General features: G+C 63.8%; 21 protein-coding genes. 4 read left to right on the top strand and 17 right to left on the bottom strand.

From position 1 onward, the window contains the following. Positions 1–12: 12 nt before the first annotated feature. From QF015_RS03915 to QF015_RS03860, 12 genes are all read right to left on the bottom strand, one after another. Complete coding sequence (locus tag QF015_RS03915; RefSeq protein WP_310201592.1) at positions 13–1,116, bottom strand: glycosyl hydrolase family 28-related protein; 1,104 nt, start codon at positions 1,114–1,116, stop codon at positions 13–15. A gap of 101 nt (positions 1,117–1,217) precedes the next feature. After that, entirely contained in the window at positions 1,218–1,445 is a 228-nt protein-coding gene (locus tag QF015_RS03910) for a hypothetical protein (RefSeq protein ID WP_310201590.1), read from the bottom strand. Positions 1,446–1,498: 53 nt separating this feature from the next. Then, the gene (gene deoC / locus QF015_RS03905) at positions 1,499–2,191 is read right to left on the bottom strand and encodes a deoxyribose-phosphate aldolase (protein WP_310201588.1); all 693 of its coding nucleotides are present in this window, start codon (positions 2,189–2,191) and stop codon (positions 1,499–1,501) included. A 136-nt stretch (positions 2,192–2,327) separates the two neighbouring features. Then, on the bottom strand, positions 2,328–3,236 hold the full coding sequence (locus QF015_RS03900; protein ID WP_429387181.1) for an FAD-dependent oxidoreductase: 909 nt from the start codon (positions 3,234–3,236) through the stop codon (positions 2,328–2,330). Between the two features lie 133 nt (positions 3,237–3,369). Next, complete coding sequence (locus QF015_RS03895) at positions 3,370–4,749, bottom strand: patatin-like phospholipase family protein (RefSeq protein WP_429387179.1); 1,380 nt, start codon at positions 4,747–4,749, stop codon at positions 3,370–3,372. Next, complete coding sequence (locus QF015_RS03890; RefSeq protein ID WP_429387177.1) at positions 4,746–5,237, bottom strand: hypothetical protein; 492 nt, start codon at positions 5,235–5,237, stop codon at positions 4,746–4,748. Before QF015_RS03890 ends, QF015_RS03895 begins: the two co-directional genes overlap by 4 nt. Then, positions 5,234–5,716 (bottom strand): hypothetical protein, encoded by a 483-nt coding sequence (locus tag QF015_RS03885; RefSeq protein ID WP_310201579.1) that lies wholly within the window; start codon positions 5,714–5,716, stop codon positions 5,234–5,236. Before QF015_RS03885 ends, QF015_RS03890 begins: the two co-directional genes overlap by 4 nt. Continuing rightward, on the bottom strand, positions 5,713–6,696 hold the full coding sequence (locus QF015_RS03880; RefSeq protein WP_310201577.1) for an acetoacetate decarboxylase family protein: 984 nt from the start codon (positions 6,694–6,696) through the stop codon (positions 5,713–5,715). Before QF015_RS03880 ends, QF015_RS03885 begins: the two co-directional genes overlap by 4 nt. Next, a complete protein-coding gene (locus tag QF015_RS03875; RefSeq protein WP_429387173.1) occupies positions 6,693–7,766 on the bottom strand; it encodes an alpha/beta fold hydrolase in 1,074 nt (357 codons plus the stop codon). The genes QF015_RS03880 and QF015_RS03875 overlap by 4 nt, the downstream gene beginning before the upstream one ends. After that, the gene (locus QF015_RS03870; protein ID WP_429387171.1) at positions 7,763–9,682 is read right to left on the bottom strand and encodes a hypothetical protein; all 1,920 of its coding nucleotides are present in this window, start codon (positions 9,680–9,682) and stop codon (positions 7,763–7,765) included. The genes QF015_RS03875 and QF015_RS03870 overlap by 4 nt, the downstream gene beginning before the upstream one ends. Before the next feature lie 74 nt (positions 9,683–9,756). Further along, on the bottom strand, positions 9,757–12,492 hold the full coding sequence (locus tag QF015_RS03865) for a GMC family oxidoreductase (protein ID WP_429387169.1): 2,736 nt from the start codon (positions 12,490–12,492) through the stop codon (positions 9,757–9,759). A 148-nt stretch (positions 12,493–12,640) separates the two neighbouring features. Then, positions 12,641–13,072 carry a hypothetical protein gene (locus QF015_RS03860; RefSeq protein WP_310201568.1) on the bottom strand — a complete coding sequence of 144 codons (432 nt, stop codon included), beginning with the start codon at positions 13,070–13,072 and terminating at the stop codon, positions 12,641–12,643. 177 nt (positions 13,073–13,249) lie between these two features. On the opposite strand from QF015_RS03860, the gene QF015_RS03855 reads away from it, so the two are divergent. Further along, positions 13,250–13,846, top strand: a complete 597-nt coding sequence (locus tag QF015_RS03855; protein WP_429387166.1) for a dihydrofolate reductase family protein — start codon at positions 13,250–13,252, stop codon at positions 13,844–13,846. Between the two features lie 21 nt (positions 13,847–13,867). On the opposite strand, the gene QF015_RS03850 is transcribed toward QF015_RS03855, so the two are convergent. Continuing rightward, positions 13,868–14,299: a hypothetical protein gene (locus QF015_RS03850; RefSeq protein WP_429387164.1), complete on the bottom strand. Its 432-nt coding sequence runs from the start codon at positions 14,297–14,299 to the stop codon at positions 13,868–13,870. A 244-nt stretch (positions 14,300–14,543) separates the two neighbouring features. Between QF015_RS03850 and QF015_RS03845 the strand changes: the two genes are divergently transcribed. Further along, entirely contained in the window at positions 14,544–14,975 is a 432-nt protein-coding gene (locus QF015_RS03845; RefSeq protein ID WP_310201562.1) for a LexA family protein, read from the top strand. Next, the gene (locus QF015_RS03840) at positions 14,957–15,382 is read left to right on the top strand and encodes a hypothetical protein (protein WP_310201560.1); all 426 of its coding nucleotides are present in this window, start codon (positions 14,957–14,959) and stop codon (positions 15,380–15,382) included. Before QF015_RS03845 ends, QF015_RS03840 begins: the two co-directional genes overlap by 19 nt. Positions 15,383–15,405: 23 nt before the next feature. On the opposite strand, the gene QF015_RS03835 is transcribed toward QF015_RS03840, so the two are convergent. The 3 genes from QF015_RS03835 to QF015_RS03825 are packed head-to-tail and all read right to left on the bottom strand — an operon-like array spanning position 15,406 to position 19,705. Further along, the gene (locus QF015_RS03835; protein WP_429387161.1) at positions 15,406–17,058 is read right to left on the bottom strand and encodes an alpha/beta fold hydrolase; all 1,653 of its coding nucleotides are present in this window, start codon (positions 17,056–17,058) and stop codon (positions 15,406–15,408) included. Beyond that, on the bottom strand, positions 17,058–18,248 hold the full coding sequence (locus QF015_RS03830) for an MFS transporter (protein WP_429387159.1): 1,191 nt from the start codon (positions 18,246–18,248) through the stop codon (positions 17,058–17,060). The genes QF015_RS03835 and QF015_RS03830 overlap by 1 nt, the downstream gene beginning before the upstream one ends. Continuing rightward, positions 18,245–19,705 carry a tetratricopeptide repeat protein gene (locus QF015_RS03825; RefSeq protein WP_429387156.1) on the bottom strand — a complete coding sequence of 487 codons (1,461 nt, stop codon included), beginning with the start codon at positions 19,703–19,705 and terminating at the stop codon, positions 18,245–18,247. The genes QF015_RS03830 and QF015_RS03825 overlap by 4 nt, the downstream gene beginning before the upstream one ends. Positions 19,706–20,278: 573 nt before the next feature. Between QF015_RS03825 and QF015_RS03820 the strand changes: the two genes are divergently transcribed. After that, positions 20,279–21,577 carry a Y-family DNA polymerase gene (locus tag QF015_RS03820; protein WP_429387153.1) on the top strand — a complete coding sequence of 433 codons (1,299 nt, stop codon included), beginning with the start codon at positions 20,279–20,281 and terminating at the stop codon, positions 21,575–21,577. Between the two features lie 31 nt (positions 21,578–21,608). On the opposite strand, the gene QF015_RS03815 is transcribed toward QF015_RS03820, so the two are convergent. Further along, positions 21,609–22,766, bottom strand: a complete 1,158-nt coding sequence (locus tag QF015_RS03815) for a uroporphyrinogen-III synthase (protein ID WP_310201550.1) — start codon at positions 22,764–22,766, stop codon at positions 21,609–21,611. Between the last annotated feature and the right edge of the window lie 5 nt (positions 22,767–22,771).

Genomic DNA, 22,771 nt, shown 5'->3' with positions numbered 1-22,771 from the left:
GAAGGACTCCGGTCAGCAGCCTTCCCGGTTATTGGACACAACATTGCCCGGAGCCTCGCCCAGCTTCATGGCTCCGCTCTGGCAGGAGACATTGTCCGTCACCGTAATGTTCCTCAAGTCTCCTTGGAAATCGAGCCACGGTCCCGGCGTATCGACGACGGAGTTGTTCTTCACCACGATGTCGTGCACAGCAGCATTGCCGTCGTAGTATCCGATCTTGATGCCGTTGGGGGATTCCCAGAAGCGGTTGTTTTCCACGGTGATGTCATGGATCTCGTGCTTTCCCACCGCCAACTGCAGTCCGGATCCGTGTGAACCGCCACGGACTTTGTTGTTCCGATAGGTGACGTCGTAAACCGGAGCGCCAATGGTCTGGGCCACCAGGCCGTCGTCGCCATCGTCGCCTTGGCGCTGATCAACGGTGTTGCCCTCCACCAAGCCGCCGTGCGAGTCGGTGATGTGGATGCCGTCCAGTTGGTCATACTTGCCGCTGCTGGTCACCAGCGTGTCGTTGTTGCGGATGCAGAAGTTGCTGCTGGCTACCACGGCGATCGAGTACGTGAATGGATTCCTTGTGCGGACATCTTCCACCAAGGCATTGGTAGTGTGGCGGACGTCCACCAGGTATTCATTCAGGCGCCCGGAGGCGTTGCCGTCCACCTCGTTGCCGCTGTGGTCCGCGGTGAGGTGGGAGATGGTGACGTTCTGCGCTCCGTTGGTGGTGATCAGCGGATGCCCGCCAAACGGACCCTTGCTGTCCAGGAAGCCCGGCCCGGCCTTCAGCACCGTGGCCGGCCCGGTTCCGGTGAGGGCAACGTTGCTTTTGAGGACCAAAGGCTTCCCCACGGTGAACGTTCCCTGGGGGAGCTGGACAATCCCGCCGCCGTCCTTGGAGGCGTTGTCGATGAGCTGCTGCAAGGCCTTGGACGTGTCTTCCGGATCCAGGTAGCCGTTGACGGTGAACTCCCTGACCTGGGTGGCTTGGCTGCCGGGGGAACTGCAGAATCCCGACGCCGGCCCCGCGGGCCCGGGTTTGGGCGCGACAACGGCAATCCCGAGGCCGGCCGCGGCCAAGGCAACCACTACCAACGCAACCTTCGGGACCGCCGATTTCATGGCAACACCCTATCTTCCACGGGTTTCCATCTGGTTAAAGCAGCTGGTTAAAAGGAAATGGCCCAGGCCAAAGCCTGGGCCATTGCCCGACATATCGGGGCTTAGCTCTCGCCGGCTGAATCAGAGCGGCCAAGAATGGTCTGCGGAATCCAGAAGGCCAAGGCGAACAGGCCCAGGCAAACGGCCATCGGCCACGGGTTCTCCAGGCTCAGGAAGGACAGCGAGTAGATGGCACCCAGAAAGAGCACGATCATGACCACGAACAGCACAATGCTTGTGCCCAGGTTGTTCTCGCGTTCAATGGGGGCGCTTGTTGCGTTCTTGGTCATTCGTTCCTCCTCGGCCCCGCGGGGCTCAAAAATCTCTGGCGGTTGCGGAAGCCTCAGTAGGCGGATGAACCTTGTTCACCCTTGACAATGGCAATTCCGGAACTCGCTCCGATACGTGTTGCACCAGCAGCAATCATAGCCTGTGCATCGGCGAGGGAACGCACTCCACCGGAGGCCTTGACTCCCAGATCCGGTCCAACCGTCTTGCGCATCAAGGCAACGTCTTCGACCGTGGCGCCGCCGCCGTTGAATCCGGTGGAGGTCTTAACGAAGTCCGCTCCGGCTTCCACGGCTGCCTGGCAGGCGATGACCTTTTGCTCATCGGTCAACATGGATGTCTCGATGATGACCTTCAGGATCGCTTCACCGGCGTGGACCGTCTCGGCGACGGCCTTGATGTCGTCAACCAAGGCACCCTTGTCGTTGGCACGTGCGGATGCCATGTTGATTACCATGTCGATTTCGTCTGCACCGTCCAGCACAGCTCCACGGGCTTCGAAGGACTTCACGTCGCTGGGTGTGGCACCCAGGGGGAAACCGATCACCGAGCACGTGAGCACGCCGGAACCCTTGAGGGCCTTGGTGACGGTCTTGACCCATACCGGGTTCACGCACACTGACTTGAACCGGTACTCGATGGCCTCGGCACACACCTTGAGGACGTCGGCTTCGCTTGCCTCCGGCTTCAACAGGGTGTGGTCGATGTAGGAGGCAATGTTCGCAGGGGCGACGGCTTGGTTGCTCATGGGATCCTTCCGTGCAGGGCGTGGCCGGCCCGGTGGCCGCAGGGTTGTCACTGCCCGTCAAAGGACCATCTTGCCACATGGCTCGCAGACCGCAGGGAGGCGTTGGGCGCCGTGGAAGGCGGGCGCGCCGGACCGGCTAGGCGGCCAGCGGAACCTCCTGATCCACCAGGCCCATGGTGCCCAGGAGCATTCCGGATGCGCACAGCATCGCGGAGGATTCGGCCGAGAGAAGCAGGCCAAGACGGAGGCCGTCGCAGGAAGCGGCGTCGCCGATCGCCCAGATGCCCGGGACCGACGTGGCGAGGTCACGCCCAACTGCTATGCCGCCGTCGGGCGCTACCCTCAGCCCGGCGCTCGCGGCGAGGTCGTTGCGGGCGGTGCGTTCCTCGGCAAGCACCACAAGGTCGCCGTTCATGCTGCTGCCATCCTCAAAAAGAATGCCGGTGGCCTGCGGTGTGGAGCCCGGTTCACCGGCCGCGGAAGCAACGGTTGCGGTGGCAGCGGTGGACGCTACGACGGCGGTCGGGCGAAGGGTGGTGCGGACGGGGCGGACTCCGCGGGCCCGCAGGACGGCTTCTGCCTGGCCCGCTGCGGGTCCGTTGCCCACCAGGATGCCCAGGGGGCGGCGCCCCACGATCCGGGTGACGTCCTTGACGGCCTCGCCGATGGTGGCGGCGTCGTCAATGGTGGAGTAGCTCAGGCTTGATTCGGCACCGGCAACGGGCGGGAGGGCAGGGGCTGAGCCGGTTGCGATGACCAGTTGGTCATAGGAGAAGTCCAGTCCGTCCACGGTGGTGACGATTTTGGCGTTGGCGTCGATGAAGCTGGCCGCTTGGCCGAAGCGGACTGAAACCTGGGGCAGCCCGGCAAGTTCCAACAGCGCGTCCGGGCACTCATCACGGTTGCTGAGCACGGTGATGGTCCCGTCGAAAGCGCGTTGCCGGGAGTCTGAGCTTCCGGCAAGCCGCCGCACCAGAGCCTGGGCCGCGGGGCCGGCGCCGGCAATGACGATGTGAAGGGAAGATGCGGACGGGGTGGCGGACATGTTTGGCCCTTTCGCTCAGATGACCTGCTGTTGACCATCAGCCTAGGGGGCCGGTTTTTCGTGGGTGTTTCCCCGCTGTTGCCATCTTTGGCGCATCCGTAGCGTGGTGTTTACCGGCCGGTAATAACGTGGGTCACACTTGGCTCGCGGCCGGGCCCCGGTAACGGCGGAGCACCTCCCGGAAACCGTTGCCCGCGAACGCCGCAACGGCCCCGGCCCGGTCCACGAATCCGTGGGCACCCACGGGCTCAACGGAGGCAAGGAGCGCCGCAGTTTCAGCCAGGCCCATGGTCAGGTCGGCAACCAGCCCACCCACTTCCAGCCGGGCACGCCGCGAATCCGCCCAGGCGTCCGGACCGGGGTCGTCGTGCAAGGTGCGCTTGACGGCAACACCGTGCCACCCGTCGTCGAACCTTATCCGGGCGTGATACGCGACCTCGTCCCCTGTCGCTTCCACCCGCCCGCCTGCCAGGTACGCCCGCCCGAACCGGGGGTGTTCCAGATAGCCGCTGACGTGTGGTGCTTCGTCACCGGGATCGGAGGGAAGAACCACCGTGGCTTTGAATGTCACGGGTGAACCGTCCAGTTCGCCCCGCAGGGTGTCATGGAAACGGACCCCCGGTGCCGGTTCTGTCATCGCGGTGCAGTTCGCGTCCTTGGCAAGCCCGGTTGGCGTCATCGTGTCAAGGTAGGCGCGGGCGTCCCGGTAGCCCATGCCGATCAGGGTCCCGGCGTCGATCCTCCCAAGGTAGAACTCCGGATCCAACGGAAGCGGATGCCGGGGCCGGACCACGTGCAGCACAAATTCGCGCCGGGCAGCCGCGGCGGCCTCGAAATCGGCCAGCAGCGCACCCATGGCACTCATCTCGATCATGTGCACGTACTGTTCCAGCGGTCCGTCGCCCCAGTACGGCGTGTTGCCGATGCACCAGACCAGCCACACCTCGTCTGCACCGCGCCTAAGTGCTTCAGCCACGTTGGCGTCCCTGACCCAGACGGCATCAGTCCAGATCTTTCCGTCACGGCGCAGGGGAGTCAGGAAAAGGGGGAGCGACATGCCCGCCGCCATGAGCTCGGCGTCAATGGCGGTTGCGTCGATCGCGTGGCAGCGCTTCCCGGTGAACTCCACGACGTTGAAGGAACCTTCGACGGCGTCCGGTTCAGCGGCACGGGCACGGATGGTGGCGTCGTTGATTCCCAGGGCGGGGAAGACCTTGCCGAGGATTCCATCGGCGTCGCCCAGGGCCGGAAGGGACCACGGGCCTTTCAGGTAGTCACCGACGGGCAACGCGGAGCCGAAATCCTTGACGTCCACGCCGGGCCAGCGGGCGCACATCTCCTCAGGTGACACCCCGGAGAGCAGCATGCCGGCCGTGAGGATTCCGCCGGAGGTGCCGTCCACGTGCTGAAACTCCAGGCCCTCCTCGGCGAGCGCCTTCACTACTCCTGCCTGCCATGCCACCCTCATGCCGCCGCCGGCGAGGACCAGGGAGCGTTTCGCGGGGTGTGTCATCCTGCCGGCCCTGCCGTGGGTGGTGCGGCGGTGATGCGGCGCCAATAGATGAAGAGGAGTACCGCCGTCGCGAGGTCGAAGACGGCGACTGCCAGCGCGAGGGGTGAGAAGACGCCGTTGAGGACGCCGATGTCTACTGCCCCGAAGGCCCCTGTTTTCTGGATTCCGGACCACAGCACCACGTCGGGGGATGGCGCGGTGTTCAGCAGGGTGTGGAGCAGCAGTCCGCCGACGATCACCATGAACATGCCCACGGTGCCGAAGAGTTGGCGGGTTTCCGGGGTGGATTCCGCGCCGATCAGCTGCAGGACCTGACCGCCGAAGGGAACCTGGACGGCTCCGGTCAGGACCGTGATGATGGCGATCACGGCGAGCACTGCGCGGAGGGGATCGGCGAGGGCCCAGGCGACGGTGCCGGGAGGGTGGTCTTTTCGGGAGCGGGACGGGTGCCCCGGGTGCGAGGGCTGTGTGGGCTGGTGGGCGGTCATGCGAACGACTCCAGCAGCCGGCCACGGTCCACCAGCAGCCACACCATGGCGGCCCACGTCAGGGTGGAGACGTAGAAGCGGATGTCGTTGAGCATCATCCACCGTTTGAGCAGCGACCGGAGCTCAGTGTCGTCTGCGAAGTCGCCGCCGCGGATCCGGATGTTGATGGGGATGATGATGCCTTGGCCCACCCAGGTCAGGACGATGATTCCCACCAGGCAGATGACGGCGGGGATGACCCTGACGGTGCCCCACTCGGACCAGACAAGGATGCCGCCGGAGATGAACATGATGGGTACCACGATGGTGAAGAACTTGGTGGCAGCGCGAGTCGGGATACCGAAATGCATGTCGACGTTGTCGCGGGCCAACGATTCCCATGTGGGGTAGAGGAAGAACTTGAGGACCCACATGGTGCCCACGTACATGGTGGCGCCGAAGAGGAAGTAGAGGGCATTGAGCAGGAGGAGCCAGTTCATTGGGCACCGCCTGTGGGCTCGGGGCTTGGGGCGGCAGCGCCGGGGATCCGGCTCCGGTCCGGCGGCGCCAGCCATTCCTGCCCTTGGCCCAGGTCGACGACGCTGTCCATCATGTCCCCGCCGCGCAGGGCCACTGCTTCGAGCTGGGTGGGGGCGGTGAGGAACCAGGCTTCGTAGTGGTCGTCCAGGACACCGTGGGCTTGGGGCAGCCAGGCGGTGAATACCGGTTTGGGCTCCACTTGCAGGTTCTTCAAAGGCTCGACGCCGGGAGCGTCACCGAGGATGAGCCGCGCCTTGGCTTGGGCGCCGAGGGCGATATCCCCGGTGGCCTCGAAGTAGATGTCCGATTTCCAGAGCATGTTCCGGAAGACGCAGTAGTTGGAGGCGGCCAGTTTGAGGGGGACCGCTAGTGGACTTGGTGCTACCGGGCGTTCGATTTCGATGTAGCAACCCAAATGACCGTCCTTGTCGTACTGGGCTGACACGGTGGTGTCGGTGACCACGAAGTCCAGGTTGGCCTGGTGTTTGGGCATGCCCCAGATTCCCTTGCCGCCCTTCACGGACACCTCGGAACTCACGGGCAGGTCCACTACGAACTGGCCCAGCTTGAAGGTCTTCTGGAAGAGCAGCGGAAGAATGGGCGGTGCTGGCCTGCTGCCGTGGGTGATGGCGATGGCCAGGGAGTATTCGATGTACTTGCCGATGTCGGTGGATTTGTAGTTGACCACCGTCACCACCAGCAGCCCTTTGCCGCCGAGGATGAACGGCCGCATCTCGGAACCGGGCAGTGCCGCGGCGGCTGCCCGCTTGTTGATGGGGAAGGCCGCCATCAGCACGGGTGAGTCGTCGGAATTGACCGGCATGACGTACCTGATCCCGTCTGCGAAGGCATGCTGCCCGCGAAGCCGTTCCTGCCGCCTGGGGATCGGTGACGGCAGGAGCTTGAGCAACGGTGTGGCCAGTTCGGTGAGGTTTTTCATGGTTGCGGCTCCTGGGCTGTGCTGTTGTTCGGGTGTCCGTTCAACTCGTCGACGATCACGGGAAAGGTGTCCTGCCAGGCGTGCTCGCCGAAGAAGACATCCAGGTGGCCGTAGCCGGGAATGAGGTGGAGGGAGTCCTTGCCGGGGCGGTGCTTTTGGAAGAAGGCGTACGTGCGCTGCTGGCTTTCGGGCAGGAAGCACAGGTTGTCCAGGCCGGCGATGAAGGCGAACCTCGCATCGGTCTGCGGCGCTTCGGCCACCAGGTTCTCCGGGAGCTCGGGGTGGTGGCCGGCAGCGACCATGTGCCCGGCCTTGATGCTGCGGCCCATTTCCTCGAAGAACGTCACGGGCACCTCGGCGAACTCGCCTGTGAGCCATTGGTGGGTGGCGTCGTCGAGGTTTTCATGGGACCAGAGGGCGGGACGGCCGCTGCCGTAGGTGAAGCTGACCATCTTGCAGACCGTGTTGTCGCATTCATGGTGCGTGGCTTTGACCAGGCCCCGGATGGCCCGGGTGAAGTAGCCCTGCGACTTGTAGCCCCACGCCGGTGACAGGTACGGCGTGAAGGCCTTGACCACTGGGGTGAGGTAGTCGATTTTCAGCCGGGAGAATGCCGGTACCACCGGGTGCAGGGACACGGCGTTGGACACGATGGTGTCCACCTGTGGCAGCAGCCCGGCCACCGCAGACATCGTGAACGATGTGGACCCTTGGCAGTGGATGACGGCTTTCATGGTTTCCGCGCCGGTAGCGTTCAGGACATGCTCGACGGCGGCGGGATGGTCGTACACGGCGGCGTCCGCGAGCGTCCAGGACAGCGGATCAAGGTCGATGGACGCCCGCCAGTTCAGCATCCATACATCCCAGCCGTCCTCAAGGAGGACATCGACGATGGTGGTCCGGACCGGCGGCCTGAACAGTTCGGCCCGGACGCCGGAGCCGTGGACCAGCATCACTGGCCCCTTGCCGGCTTCGACCGGCGAGGTGACATGGACCAGGCTCAAGGGTGTGTTGTCCCGGGCACGGATCGGGATGACCTCGGTCCTGTGCTCGGCACGGGTGATGATCATGGGGTGCTTCCCTTCCGTGCGATGGTGATGGGTTCTTCAAGCAGCCGCACGGCAGGTAGACCGGAAGCAGGAACCAGCCGCGCGCCGTCGTCGTTTGTTGCCAGCTGCCAGTCGCGGCAGATGGTGTCCACCATCAGCGGGTAGACGGTGAGGGTCCCGTCGGGTGCCAGGTGGATGCGGAGGAAACCTTTGTGGTCTTCGATGGCCTGGCCGGACATCTTCCACGAGGAAACCTCGCCGCTGGGTGTCGCCAGGATGTACAACGCAAAGGCCTCGCTGCCCACCGCCCACCCGGCCACGTGTACCAGGGCCAGTGCCAGCAGCAGGATGAGAAGGTCCGGCCAGCTCTCCGGCCAGGGAACCAGGATCACGACGGCGGCACTCACCGCGAGCGCGGCCAGCTGGTACAGAGCGCCGCGGGTAAAAACGACGATGCCCGCCGTGGCCACGCCCCACCAACGCGTGAGCAGGGAGCCGATAGCCAGGAGCAGCGGGATGGCCAGGACCATGATGGTCACCAGCACGATGGTGTTCACGCGGGTCAGGCTGCGCAGGCTGTCGACGAACGACTCCCCACGGAAAGCGCTGAAGACCGTCCACACAGTCAGGGCAGCTACCACGTGCACGATGCCGAGCGTCAGCCCGAAGCCGGGGTTTCGGAGGGGTAGCCAGAACTGTGAAAAAGGGTTGGCCAGTTGCGGGCCGAGCAGGCGGGAGTCTCCTTGGCCGGGGAAGGTGGTGGGCATCCGGGTGAAAGTGCGGGCTTCGCCCGTGTGTCCTGCGCCTGTGTGTCCTGCGCCTGTGGCGACAGCGTAGTGGGTGCTGGACGATTCACCCGCCGCAGCCGGGGCCGGGAGGGTGATTCTCCCAGGCAGTCCGTGCGTATCCGAAAGGTAGGCGCCTCCGAGCCCGCACGTGATCATGTGGGTGCTGCCGGGATCCGGCGCCTGGTTCTGGGTGCGGGAGTTTTCCTGGGAGTGGGAGTCTTCGTAGCGGGAGTAATGGTGGAGGTCGCCGGTGAGCCACAGCCGGACGCTGGCACCTGTGGCTTCGAACAGGCCGGTTGAGGGGTCGAAGCGGCGGCGCAGGTAGTCCTGCTCGAAGAAGTTCACCTGTCGGAATTCACCCCGGCCAGGTTCAACGGCGTCAACCCAGAACGGAGCGGCGACGCAGAGGATGATCGCGTCGCCGGGCTGCAGTTGCAAGGTGACGTTCCGGTAGAAGTAGTCCAGTTGCGGCTCATCAATGTACTGGCCCAATTGGCTGTCGAGGCCGAGTAACCACCATCCGGGTGTACCGTCCCTGCCCGGTCCGGGCGGGCCGCCGGTGAGCCGGACGGCGAAGTAGCTTCGGGTTTGAATGGTCCGCCAGCCACCGATGCTCCGTTGTCTGGTGAACGTCCGGATGAACGAGGTGAGGCCGTCGTACCAGTCGTGGTTTCCGGGGAGCGCGAGCATGACGGGCACGGGATTCAGGTGACCCCGGGCGGGGAATGCCGTCCGGTAAGGGCCCGCCATCCGGTTCTCGTAGGCTGCCGGGGAAGCTACCGGGTAGACCTCGTCCCCGCCCAGGACCAGCACCCGGCCCCGGGGGAGTTCATGACCGTCCACGGCCAGCTTGTCCTGGGCCAGTAAGGACGCCACCGTGTAGGTGGCGTCGAAACCATCGCCGAGGTCCGCAGCGAAGTCGATCCACATCGCCGACGTTCCCGGTCCGGCGGCGCGCTCCTCCTGGAGGTCGGCAGGCGAGGGAAGGCCGCGGCTGCTGACAGGGGGCTGCGCGGGCTGGCCGGCGGCCGGGAGCTTGTCGAGGCGCAGGAAATCGGCAGGGAAGCTGCCCTCAAGTTCGCGCTTGTCGCCAAAGTCGGCAAACACGGTGGCGGCCGCGACCTTCAACGCAGTCCGGGCAAGAGACATGGGAGAGAGCCAACGAACGGCCGTCTGGGGTGTGAAGCCCAGAACAGCCTGGTGTTTCGCGAGCTCCCGGCTTTTCATCGCTGTGGCTTGAACGGGAACGGGACGCGCTTGAGTCCCCGCCCGTAGACCTGCCAAAGCTCGCCGCCGAACAGCTTCCCGAAGGTCATGAGGCCCGCCGCGGGGGCGGGCCCCTCGGCACGGAACGTGGTGAGTTGCTTCGCGAAGTCCAGGGGCCGGATATGGAGGATACCGGCGCCGACACTGCCTTCATGCGCTGCGCCGCCTGTGTGCCCGGGGCGGCCCGTGTGCCCGGTGCCGCCCGTGCCCAGTGTGTCCGGGGAGCCGGTATCCGGCGGCGCGGTATCCGGCGGAACATGGCCTCGGAGGATGGTGGCGTAAAGGGTGGTGGTGTCCGGCCAAAGGTCGAAACCTGCCTCGTTGTGAATGAGTTTGTATCCGGTGAACGTGAACGGCGTGCCGCCCGGATCCCGGAGCCACAACCGGTACAGCATGCGCCTGGCCGGTGCGCCGTCGGCGGAGGCGTCCTGGACAAACAGATTGAACCAACCACGCTCCACCGGCATCCGTCCGCCGAAGTAGTCCGCCAGCACGTAGCCCTCAGCCTTGGCCAGGTGGTTCGGATCTGCCGCGAACGCGTCGATGTCCTCTGCGGTGATGGTCAGCTCAAACATGATCTTCCGGCTCCGGTCCCGTCCCAAGCTGCGACCCTTCTCCGGATCGGTGGTTCCGGGACTGAACCACCCGTGCATCTGTTCGGTGAACCGCACGGAGGTCGCTTCCTTACCGGGCGCGCCGGGCATTCCCAAGCCCCGGCTCCGCGCCGCGGGCACCTCAGACACGGCGCTCGCAGGCTGTTCCTCGGGTGCGCCCTTACCCTTGGTGGCGTCCGGCGCCAAAGCGCGCGGAGCGGAAGCGCCGACGTCGACGACGGCGCCGGCCGCCTCCCGCTGGGCGGCAACCGTTCCGCTGTCACCCCCGGAGCCGGCCGCGTCTGCGGGGCTGATGCCCCGGTGGGCCGCCTTGTCTGCGTCCCCGATGATGTGCGCACAGGTACGCTCAGCGAACGCGGCAATGGTCAGCGACGGGTTCGCACCCACCGGCCCGGGCATCGCGGCCCCATCCACGACGAACAATCCCGGATACCCGAACACCTCGCCGTAGGAATCGCAGACGGCCTCACCTGGGTGCCGGCCGGAGGGAGCACCTCCGATCGGGTGGACCGTAATGACCCGCTTGGCCCACCAGAGGGGGTTGTCAATGAAGTCCCCGTCCAGGTCCTGGGAAATCGACTCCATCGTTTCGCGGACACGGCCGAAGTACTCCTTGGACGTGGCCATGGTCCACGCTATGGCGAGCCTTCCGTCGCGAAGGGTCATGACGCCGTCGGGAATGTCCCTGCCCATCCCCAGCATCGGCACCGAACTGGACGACAGCCGGCCGTCACCCAACGCGGCGGCGAGGTCGGCGGACACGTTGGACCGGCCGGCGTCGAACAGCCTGTCTTTGAGCAGTTGCCCCGCAACCTTCGCCGTCCGCTTGACGGTGGTTCGCAGTTGGGCTGTCTCGATGAGCCAGTTCATGAAAGCCGGATACCCGGCGTCCTCCACATAGAAGCCGCGGCCATCGCCGTCGTCGTCGTGGGCATCCGGAACCCTGATCGCGGTGGTGATCACCGGCCCCTTGCTTCCGGTGAGCGTTCGCACGCCCGGCCGCGAGCCGTTGGTGGGGGGAGTCTTTGCACCCATGATGAATGTCAGGAGGTCGCCGTTGCCACTGAAACGGGTGCCCAGGGCGTCGCTGAGGCCGGGAAGCGAGGCGCGGTTGCGCAGCAGCAGGAAATTGGTGCCGAACGTGCCCGCACCCAGGATGAGCCGGCGGCAATGGATGATGCGTTCGGTGAGGAGTTCGCCCTGGCGATCCGGACGGTGGACCACGTACCGGACTTCGTAGCCTCCGGCCTGCGTTCCGGCATTCAGCGGCCGGATTCCGCGGACGTCATGGAACGTACGGACGTCGGCGCCCTTGGAGGCTGCCGCTGAAACGTAGTTGTGGTCCAGCGTGTTCTTGGCGCCGGCATTGCACCCGATGTCGCATTCGCCGCTGAGAGTGCACGTAGTCCGCACCGTGGCGGGGCCATGGATGCTGCCGTAGCCGGGCAGCGGCAGCGCGTGGTTGGTCCGTGGCTCCGTGTCCGGTGCGGGGGAGAACGTAATGGCAAGGGGCGGGCGGCTGATGGAGAGGCCCAGGCTCGCCGCGGACTGCTCCATGGCCAGGGTCTTGGCCGTGTCCTTGTAGGGGTAGGGGACAGGCTGGAGCATGGCTTCGGCAGCGTCATAGTACGGATCGAGGTCTGCCCGGGTGAAGGGCCAGTTCTCGTAGCCGCCTCCGGGGATGGGAGATTCGTTGACGAACCACTTCTCGTCCTTGCGCAGCAGCACATTGGCGTAAATCAGCGAACCGCCGCCCAAGCCGCTGGACACCAGACCCTCGGTGCCACGGAACGTCCACGCATCGAAGAGCCCGTACAAGCCGCGGTCCGGGTCCCAGAAGTTCCGGCCCATCTCGGAGGGAGAGCGGGCGAAGCTGCCCGGCGGGTACGGTTTGCCGCGCTCCATGAGCACCACGGATTGCCCGGCTTCGGCCAGCCGAAGAGCAGCCACCGAGCCGCCGAAACCGGAACCCACCACCACGACGTCGACTTTTTCGATCCCATTGCCCCGGTGGCGTGGCGGATCAGAAGCGGGCTCAGACCCCGCATCCCCACTGTTCCCGGTCCCCAGACGACCCATGGCCGTTCCTCTCAGAGGAGAGCTGACTACATAGCTGCAGGTGACGGTGCCGGGCGTGGCCGGGCGATGCCTCCGCGGACTATGGGGCTTATGTTCCCACCGGGCAGGGCATCTGTAAATGAGGTGGAGTAACCGGATTCAGGAGGCGTTAGGCAATGCGGGCGTAGATCATGTCGAAGTCGTGCTCCAACGGGCCGCCGGGGTAGGTTCCGCGTTCCAAACGGGCAGTGATGGTGGTGCCGTCCTCGCTGAAACGGCCAACAAAGCGCTGGGGCCAGTCCGGACCGTCCCGAAAAAGGGTCCAAACATTATCCTTGAGCGTCATGTCGAAGATCCGGGCAACGCCCCGCGAGTCGAAATAGTGCTGCTGGAATGCTCCATCCGAGCCCGTGGCGCCAATGATGCTGACCGCGTTGGGATACTCGGGCCGCTGGACAGTGGAGCGCTGGATGAGGAAGCCCCCGTCCTCCAGCCATTCGAACGTCGTCCGGCCGGAAACTTCTTTGCCGGGGACTGTCGTGTCCCACTCGCCGACCAGGATGTTCAGTTGCTCCAACGTGGGTTTTGGATCGCGCGCCATGGCCTTACTCTCTTTCGCATCTTCGCGCCGGTAGACAGCTTCAGGGTAAGACTCGTCCGTTCCGCCGTACAGGTCCGCCGCCTGGGGTCGGAGGGTGACTTTGCTGTCGTGGCCGGCGCGGGGTGGTGCCCGGGGTGGAAGCTAGGCGCCCCGGGCGGACGGTGGCAGGATGGGCGCATGAGTCGAGTCACCTGTGATCTCACTGTTTCCCTTGACGGATTTGTTGCCGGACCCCACCAGAGCCCGGAAGAGCCGCTGGGGAAGCGTGGCGAGAGCCTGCACCGCTGGCAGTTCGAGGAGCGGGAGGCCAACGCCGCTGAGATCGCCGGCATTCTGGAAGCCGGGGCCTACATCATGGGCCGGAACATGTTTGCCGGGCCGGGGGCCGATGTGTGGTCTGAGGACTGGCGGGGTTGGTGGGGCGAGGAGCCGCCGTACCACGCACCCGTGTTCGTCCTCACCCACCACAGCCACGAACCGCTGGAGATGGAGGGTGGCACCACTTTCCACTTCGTCACCGATGGCATCGAATCGGCGTTGGCACAGGCCCGGGAAGCCGCCGGGGACAGGAATGTGGCGATTGCCGGTGGAGCCCACACTGCCCGTCAATATCTCTCGGCCGGCCTGATGGACGAGTTGCGGCTTCACATCTCGCCCGTGATCCTGGGCGGTGGCGAGCGATTGCTCGAGGACATGGGCGAGCTGAAGCTTGAACCGATCGACGTGCGCGGGACCGGCCTCGTCACCCACGTACGGTATCGGGTGGGGCACTGACATCCCGGCGTCGTCGGGGCATTATGGCCGGCGCGTGACCCTCCGCGTCTCGCGGAACTCCCCCGGCACCGTGATCGCGCCTTTCGGGGCGGCAACTGTAATGCGGTTCTTGGTGACACTGGTGACTTTATGACCCAGCTGCTCCGCGTACTCGACGATCGGTCGCGAAGCAGCCCTGTTCCGGACAATGGCGACGAGCACGACCGTGAGGAAGGCGCAGGTCACCAGTCCAGGCACCAGGATGGCGAAGACCGGGCTGATGATGCCGGCCAGGAAGAGGGCGGCACCGAGGAACCACAGCGCGATGGAGGAAAACATGTACGCGAGAACCACCTTCCCGGACCGTGCGTGTACAGCCTGCGCGCGGGCCAGTTCTTCCGGATAGCGTTCTCTGAAAACGCGTGTAATGTCCGCGCTGAGCGCGTCAGCCACATCTTTGCCCCTGGGGGTCATGGTTCTCCAATACGCGATGCACGGACCTGTCGCGGCAGCAGTGGGCGCCGGATCCAGCGACTGTAGTTACCTTGGGTACCAGCCAGGAAGGTATTCCCTTGGCCTTCCCCAAAAGTACTCGCCTTTCGCTTGGAGGCCTGAGCAACACCACCCGTGTCCCGGGCATCGGCTCGGTGGGTGGCCACAATGTCCGTCATCCGCTGTACACTCGAGTATCGAACATATATTCGAATAAAGGTGTGTTGTGGGCGTGATCGTCGGCCCCCGCGTGATAGATGCGGGCTTTTCCCTGATGTCAGTACTGCTGGCACCCATCCCGGTGGCAGCCGGGTATCCATCGCCTGCACAAGACTATTTTGATGGCCGGATCGACCTGAACGAGCACCTGATCAAGGACGTGACCAGCACTTTTGTGGTGAGGGTGACGGGGCAATCCATGGAGGGGGCCGGGATCAGCGACGGTGATGAGTTGATCGTCAACCGAGCGCTGGAGCCCAAGGACGGGTCCGTCGTCGTAGCTGTCCTCGATGGTGAGCTGACCATCAAAAGGCTTCGCATCACGCCATCCGGGGTGATCCTCCAAGCGGACAATCCACGGTACCCGGATATCCGTGTGCCGGCCCTTTCCGAGCTCACCATCTGGGGAGTTGCCACCACGTGCCTGCATCACATCTGACCAGTGCACATCTGCGCGGGCCGATTCCCGATGCGCTCTGGCAGCAACTCGGTGCTGAATTTGGCCTGCCGGGCCTGGAGGCAGTCCGCGGACGGCTGTCGCAGCTGCACGAGGATCCAGAGCCGGTGATGCAGCGGTTGGTGCGCGTCTTCTCGGCGGATGGCACGTACTGTCCGGGCTTCCAGTTCCGCGAAGACCTGTCATTGCACCCCGTGGTGCTGCGCCTGTTTGAACGGGCGATGTCCTTGGGGATTGCCCACAACTACTTTGCGGCCTGGATGGTCACCGTGTGTCCCGCCCTGCGGGACAGCAGGCCGGTGGACCAACTGGACCGCCTGGCGCCCCATGTGTTGATGGCTGCCCTGGAGCGCTCCTTCGGTTCCGGAGCAGGTGAAAGGCGCACTTGAAGATCGAATGCCCGCGTTGCGGGTCAGGGCGTCCGGCTCCTCGTCAGGGCGGCAACCAGTGCAGCCCAGCGTCTTTCTGCGTCAGCGGATACCTGGGGGTAGTGGTTGCCCGGAACCGTCACTGAGGTCCACGCGCGCCCGGATTTTTGTGCTGTGAGCACTGACTTTTGTGTGGACGCCGGCAGGACCACTTCATCACTGTCCGGGGCAATGACAATGACGGGGCCTGCGAAGGTGGGTGCGTCCGGTTCGCCACCGTGTGGAGCCAATGCAGGAAAAGCAAAGCGGGCCTCCGCCCACGTGCGGAACTCCGGGTCGTCCCCGTGCAGCAGAAGATGCTGGTGCAGGTCAATGATGGGGGACAGGGCAACCACCCGCCTCGCTTGGAGGTGCGCCGCGAGTTGAAGCCCGATCCAGGCACCAAAACTAACGCCGAGGATGGATACGGCAGAGGTGGGGCTACTCTTCAAGAGCCCGGCAACCGCATCAGCAGAAGACTGAACGGCTCCGTCCCAGTTATGCCAGGCCTGCTCTTGAAAGGCGACGCCGAACCCTGCGGAGCCAGGGTAATTCACCATCAGTAGGTCAAAACCCGCATCAAGGAGTTTGCGATACGTGCCGCCAAATCTCAGATCATCGAGCTCGTGACTGTCAGGACCTCCGTGCAGGCAGACCAGGAGTTCCCCGGCGCCAGGTTGCCGACCTTGAACGTAAACGCACGGCAGGCCCGCCAAGGTGAGGTGAACAGCCCGCAGATCGACCCGTTCCGAGGCGATCCCGGCAAACACCCCGCGGCTGGTGCGCCAGGAGGAACCCTGCACAAGGCCGGTGGATCGGATCACGGGATCAACGTCCGCTCCCATGGCAAATACCTGCGACGTTGCGGCTTCGGTACCGTCAAACGTGAAGAATCCATCCTTGGGAGCCATGTGGAGAAGGCGTTGTCCCAAGGCGGAATGGATGGCATATGCCGTGATCCGCGTATCGGATGCGGCGAGGGAAATGATGTTCCAGCCCGCAGGGGCTGCGATATCTTGGACGTCTGTGCCGCTCACCAGCGAAAACAAGCTTCCTGTCTTGTCCGACCGCCTGACCACGGCAAAGTCGGAGGTCACCGAAATGACAGATCCCGGTCCATTCCGGACCGGGATCCCGTGCAGGGCAGTGCTCCACCCGGTATCAGACTCGGCTACCAGGGTTCCATCGGCGAGAATGCATTTCGGGCCGCCGGACACAACTTCACATGGCCGCACGTTCCCGGCGTGGATATTTAGGAGAAACCATGTCCCACCCGCGAAAAGGGGCTCAAAGACTGCGCAGAGTGTAGCTTCTGCCGCGTCAGGCACCAGGCTGATCAGCCGGTGCGTGCTGTCCGCCGGAGCTTCGAAGGATCGCACGGACGGTGCGCCCAACCCTGACTCCAAGAGGGCGAACTCCCTCACAGTCACCATGTTGTCGCCGTGGATGAGGTCATAGATGAAGGGGCGCCCGGGTACGCAGAAGGGTGCCAACAGGTCGGACATCGGCAGAGCTTGGTATTCACCAACTTTGCCACGCCCACGCACTGACGTCTTGTAGAGGTTTCCATCCAGCCTGCTGAAGGCAAACAGGGTGTCGTTTGCCAGGGCGAGGGGGACCAAATGGTCCTCCTCAAAGACAGTTTCGACGCTAGCCATTACGCCACCTTCACCAGCGGTTCTGTTCGTACCCCTCTTAGTAAGAGCGGGAGCAGTCCGGCATTGACCACGGTGATGATGCCGGCAGTAAGGAGTAATCCTTCCGGGCCGAGGCCCATCCAGAGCGGTGCACCCAACACGCCACCGAGCGCATCACCGACCAGGAAGGCGGTCTGCGAGATCCCGAAGATGAATCCCGTGGCTTTCGCAGGGATCACGGCGTACTGGATGGTTTCTTCTGCCGCGACGGCAATGGAGACGAATGCGGCGCGCAGAATAAAAATAATGGCAATCCACGCCACTCCCAGCCCCAGGGCAAGGGCCGCTGCCGCCGTCATGATTCCAGTGAGAACTTCGGTGATGGTGAACAACCCGAAGGGTTTGGTCCCCTTGCTGTGGCGGGAAAAGAGCCATGTAGCACCGATTTGGGCGAGGCTCATGAACGCCATGATGAGTGCTGCCTGCGCCGCTGTGGCACCACCGTTGGTCAGAATCAGTGGCAGGTAGGGGGCGACCAGGCTGACATAGAAGCCGGAGAGCACTCCTATGGCAGCCAACTTGGCTGCAATTGCCGCATATCGCCGGCGTCCAAGGCCCAGGTCAGCCTGTTGTGGCTGTGCTTCCATGCGAGGACGCGCAGGCGGTTGGGGGGAAAAGAGCACCCAGACAAAAGCGGCGGCGACCAAGGCGGGAGCGATCAACAAGGCAGTCCTTGCTCCATCTCCCTGGGTTGCCGCCAGTGCGAAGACCGAGGCGGCGCCTACGGTCCCCAGAAGGATGCCGGCCTGATGACCCAGGTTTCTGGCTCCAACGATCTTCGGAATTTCCTCATCACTTGCGTTGGCTCGAACCCAGGGCCGGATGGCGACGAGGACCAGCGAGGCTCCTGCGCCGGCGATTGCCGAGAAGACAACGACAGGAATAACGTCCGTCATAACTCGGCCGGCAATTCCGATCCCGTAAATCAGCGTGCCCAGCCGAACAGAATTAAGCCCCCCAAATCGATCCGCGAATGCGCCCCAAGCAAAAGAGAATCCTCCGACGACTGCCATGACGGCGTATCCGATGCCGAAGGCGACGAGCGCACCGAGTTGTTCAAAATAAAGAGGCTGGGCAATCTTGGACATCCACATGCCGCCGGCGAAAAGAACCGTAAACAGCCCGAGTTGACCGCGTAGTCCCACCCTCATGCCGAATAGCTCAAGATTGCTTCGCGGTTGGCTGTCAGCACTTCAGATTCCGGGAAAAGAGCCAATCCTGTTTCCAGCGGCTCCAGTGCATCAGCGAAACGACCCTGACGGATCAGGATCTCTGCGGCGAGGGAGGCGCGGCGTTCAGCCTCGCTTTGGGCCAGATCGCCGCCGATCCAGCCATCACTGTGCTGGGCTGCTTCGTCCACACGTCCGGCCAGCACGAGGCTGTAGACCAGATCTGTGGTGTGGGCATGAGTTCGGGGGGCCAGGGAAGCGGCCCGTGCATGCGCGGCCGCGGCCTCGTTGTGCCTGCCGAGTTCCCCTTCGTATACTCCGGTCAGCCCCCACGCGGATGCCAGGGTCTGATCGAGCTCGAGAGCGGTTCTGCATGCATCCAGTGCCTTGGCGAAATCGCCCGCCGCAGCAAGGCATTTCGCAGCTTCCAAATGGTACTCAGGCATGTGGGGGTCAACGTCCAGAAGCTCAGCGTACGTTGATATCGCGGCGGCCAGATCTCCGGATTGCTTGTGGCACTGCGCGAGGTTGTAGATCAGGACCGACCTGTGAATCGCCACTTTCTCGCCGGTCAGTGTCAGCTTGTCGATTCCCCAGCGAAGGAGCCGGACTGCTTCATCCACGTTGCCTTGACGAAAAAGGATGAGCGCGAGCCCGTTCCGGTTGAACACCTCATCGAAAACGACGTTGTCATCTTCCCGGTTGTCCGGCATCAGATCTTGAATGATGGCGTAGGCCTGATTCAGCAGCGCTTCACTCCGCTCAAGGCTCCTCAACCCGGCCGGGTGGTGCCGGGCGTACAACATGGCTTTCCCATAGAGAGCTCGCACGGCGTCGAGCGGTTCCCCGGCATCGCTCCAGCGGTCGTAGTAGAACTCGGCCTGGATGGTTGCATCCATCATGGCGCTGGCCAGGGCCAAAAGGTTCCACACGCGTGGTGACTGATCAACCTCTTGCAGCCTTTGCCCCAGAGCCAGGGCAGTCCAGGCATCACCCGAGTTGACGTAGTCAAACGCCAGGGATGCCAGGCGGGCGGCGTTTTCGGTCAGGGACGGCTCTCCAAGCAGGGCGAGCAATGCTCGCTCTTCTTCCTCGACCGGGACAACAGCTGCCCGGTTCAGGGTGTCAACTTTCATCTGGACGGACCAGCCGCAAACCCGGACTGCGACATCAAGGAAGTCCCGGCTCGCTTGGTCCATCTCAAGGGCGTCCACCACCACGATTTCCACTGGCCCATGCGTCCGCTCGATGTACTGGGCAATCTTTATGTAACTCCGCTGGGCTCTCTGCTGCTGAAAGAAGCGGATCTGCTCACTCGATGTTGCCGCGTCCGTCAGGCTGGCTGATCCAGCCCTGACCTTTGCCGACAAGGTGGTGTTCAGCGGGTAGAGGAGGCGAAGACTCTGTGAGAGTTCGTCCGGGTGCGCGGAAGGAGTCAATCCGAAATTCCGGAGTATGGCCTTGACGATGCCAAATGAAATAGGGGAATTGTGTGATGCGCTGACGCAGAACAAGAAAGGTCCTTAGATATGAAAAGGCAGGGGTGCCGGCTCTGAACCGACACCCCTGAAGCGGGAACTAGAGTGTTGCTTTGCCGCCGTAAAGGACCGCGAAATCGATCTTCTGTTCCTTGGGCTTTTCGATCTTGAGCTGCACTGATTTCCCCAATCAATAAATGAGTACAGCCTGCTGCTGTGCTCCGTAAGGAAGCTAACACACATTTATTGACCGTCAAAGTCATATGCTTGTTGATTTTTTTTGGATCACTCATAGCCCTCGCCGTGCCGCACTTGGCGGACTTTGGGGCACATCTTCCGCTTCCTTGCGGCGGGAGATGTGGGGGATCCCGTCCGCGCTGCTTCATGCCCTGGTGGAGCTCCTGGATGCAGGGGGCAGGTGTGTTTTTGTCGGTGGGCGGCGATACAGTGAGAGTATTCGAATATATCTTCGAATGCATGGCGTGTCCTGCGTACGAATGTGGGCGGGCGTGCTACAGCCAGTCAAGGAGGGGAATGTCCAAGCCAGCACTGATGCATCGGATGCAGGAGATCGCCCACGTGGATATCAACTGCTTCTATGCGTCGGCGGAGCGTGCATTCAACCCGGCGTTGGAAGGCAAGCCGCTGATCGTGCTGTCCAACAACGACGGCTGTGCCGTCACCAGGTCGCCGGAGGCCAAAAAGCTGGGGATTGGGTTGGGGGAGCCATGGTTCAAACTTGCTCCGCGGGCCAAGGAGTGGGGCCTTATTGCTCTCTCAAGCAACTACGAACTGTATGGCGACATCAGTTCGCGTGTCATGGAACTTCTGGCCCGCTACTCGGCGTGGCAGGAGGTCTACTCCATCGATGAAGCATTTCTCGGCGTGAAGGGCCGCCCGGAGGACCTGGTGGAACTGGGACGTACCATCAAAGCTGCGTGCCAACGTCATGTCGGCGTGCCCGTGTGCGTGGGAATCGCGCGCACCAAGACCCTGGCGAAGCTGGCCAATAAATGGGCCAAACACAACCCGGCTTTCAAGGGAGTGTGCCGCTGGGATTCGATCCCTGAGGCCCAACGCGAAGCGCTGATGGCGCGGCTCTCCGTGATTGAAATCTGGGGCGTTGCCACCAGGCTCACCAAACGCCTCAACGCCATGGGTATTTTCTCCATCCTGGACTTGGTCCGGGCCGATCCCGTGGCGTTGCGGGACAAGTTCTCCATCGTCATGATGCGCACGGTCCTGGAACTGCAGGGTACCCCGTGCATCCCCATGGAAGAGGAAAGGATCGGGAGGGACCAGTTGATCTTCTCCCGCTCCTTTTCTACGCCCATCACGAGGACGGCCCAGCTGCGGCAGGTGCTGAGCGTCTATGGCCAGATGGCCAGTGCCAGGCTGGCCAAGCATGACCTCCAAGCCACGTTACTGACTGCCTTCGCTGCCACTTCCTTCTATAACCCGAACGACAAATCGTTCCCCAGTGTTACCGTCAGACTGCCCATGCCCACGTCGGATCCCGTGCTGCTGACGAAGGCCGCACATGCGTTGGTTCCCAAAATCCAGGAAGGCGTGAAATACGCCAAAGCCGGGATCATGGTCACAGACCTTCGCCCCAGCGGAAACCAGAAGCCCTTGGAGATCTTCGAGAACCGCCATGAGGAGCGCGGAATCGGCCCGCTACTGGAGCAAGTCAGCAAGCGGTACGGCCGCGGTTCCATCGGGTTGGGCCACGCGGGCATCAAGGGTGGACCGGATTGGTCCATGAAACGTGACATGCTCAGCCCCCGGTACACCACCCATTGGGACGAGCTTCCCTTGGTGAAGGCGGCTTAGCGGGGTGACCCGAGGCCGGTTGGCTCGAAAGCTAGGCGCGGAGCCGGTAACCGCGCTTCACCACGGTTTCCACCAGCTTGCCGTCCGGGAGGGAGGACCTGAGCCGGCTCACTGTCATGTCCAGGGCATGCACGGAACCACGCAGGTCCAACAGATCGGAGAGCGCTTCACGGGACAGGACAGCTCCACCCGCACCAAGCAGCGCCCGCAGCAGCAAGAGGGGAGCCGGTGCAAGGTCCACCACTTCACCGTTGATCCGCAGGCAGCGCCCGCGCAGTTCGATGGTGGCGCTCCTGGTTTCCAACCGGCGCACGTGGTTCAGGGACAGGTGCTCGGTCACCAGGCGGATCAGCGCGCCCATGCGGTAACGGTCCGGGATCAGCGGCGCCAGACCGGCGTCGACCAATGGTTGTGCGGTGACCGGCCCAACAGCGGCAACCGTCACGGGGCCCTTGAGGGCCTCGATGAGCGGCCGGTAGAGGCCCATTTCGTGAGCCGTGCTCCACATCGCGTCTACGGCAGGTGCGCTGGTGAATGTCAGTACATCCAGGTTGCCGCCCACCACTGCCTCGATCAGGCGGGGCAGCTTGTCTTCACCGTCGGGCTTCACCCAGCGGTAGGGGGTCACCGTCAGCACGGTGGCGCCGGACATGCGGAGCCGTTCCAGCTGGCGGACATCCGTGTAGCCATGCAGCTGCACGGCCACGGTCTTGCCGCGCACGCCTTCGGCCAGGAGCATGTCCACCAAGGTGGCGGTGGTTTCGTCACTGCTGATGCCGACGTCGGCAAGACCTGCAGCGCGCACGGCGCCGCGGGCTTTGGGCCCACGGACGAACATGCGGCAGGCAGACAAGGCTTCCAGGAGTTGTTCACCGATGCCGAAAGAGTCAGCGGCCTCGCACCAGCGCCGCATGCCGTAGGCCGTGGTGGCGATGCAGATGTCCGGCTTGGCAGCAATGATGGTGCGGGTGTCCTCAATGAGGACCATGTCTTCCTGGACCGGGGCGATCTTCAGGGCGGGGGCGTGCAACACACTTGCGCCGCGGCGTTCCAATGCCTCAATGAGGTCACGGGAACGGCGGTGCGAGGTGACGCCGATGCGGAATCCATCCAGCGGCGCGTCGGCGGCTTCGGCAACTTCCGGAGCGGCAGCAGCGTCGTGGACTTCGATGGCACGTGCAACAGTCATGTGTT

The organism is Paenarthrobacter sp. TE4293 (genome assembly GCF_050435325.1).
GTDB lineage: Bacteria > Actinomycetota > Actinomycetes > Actinomycetales > Micrococcaceae > Arthrobacter > Arthrobacter nitroguajacolicus_C.
This window is presented reverse-complemented; position numbering and strand designations above follow the sequence as displayed.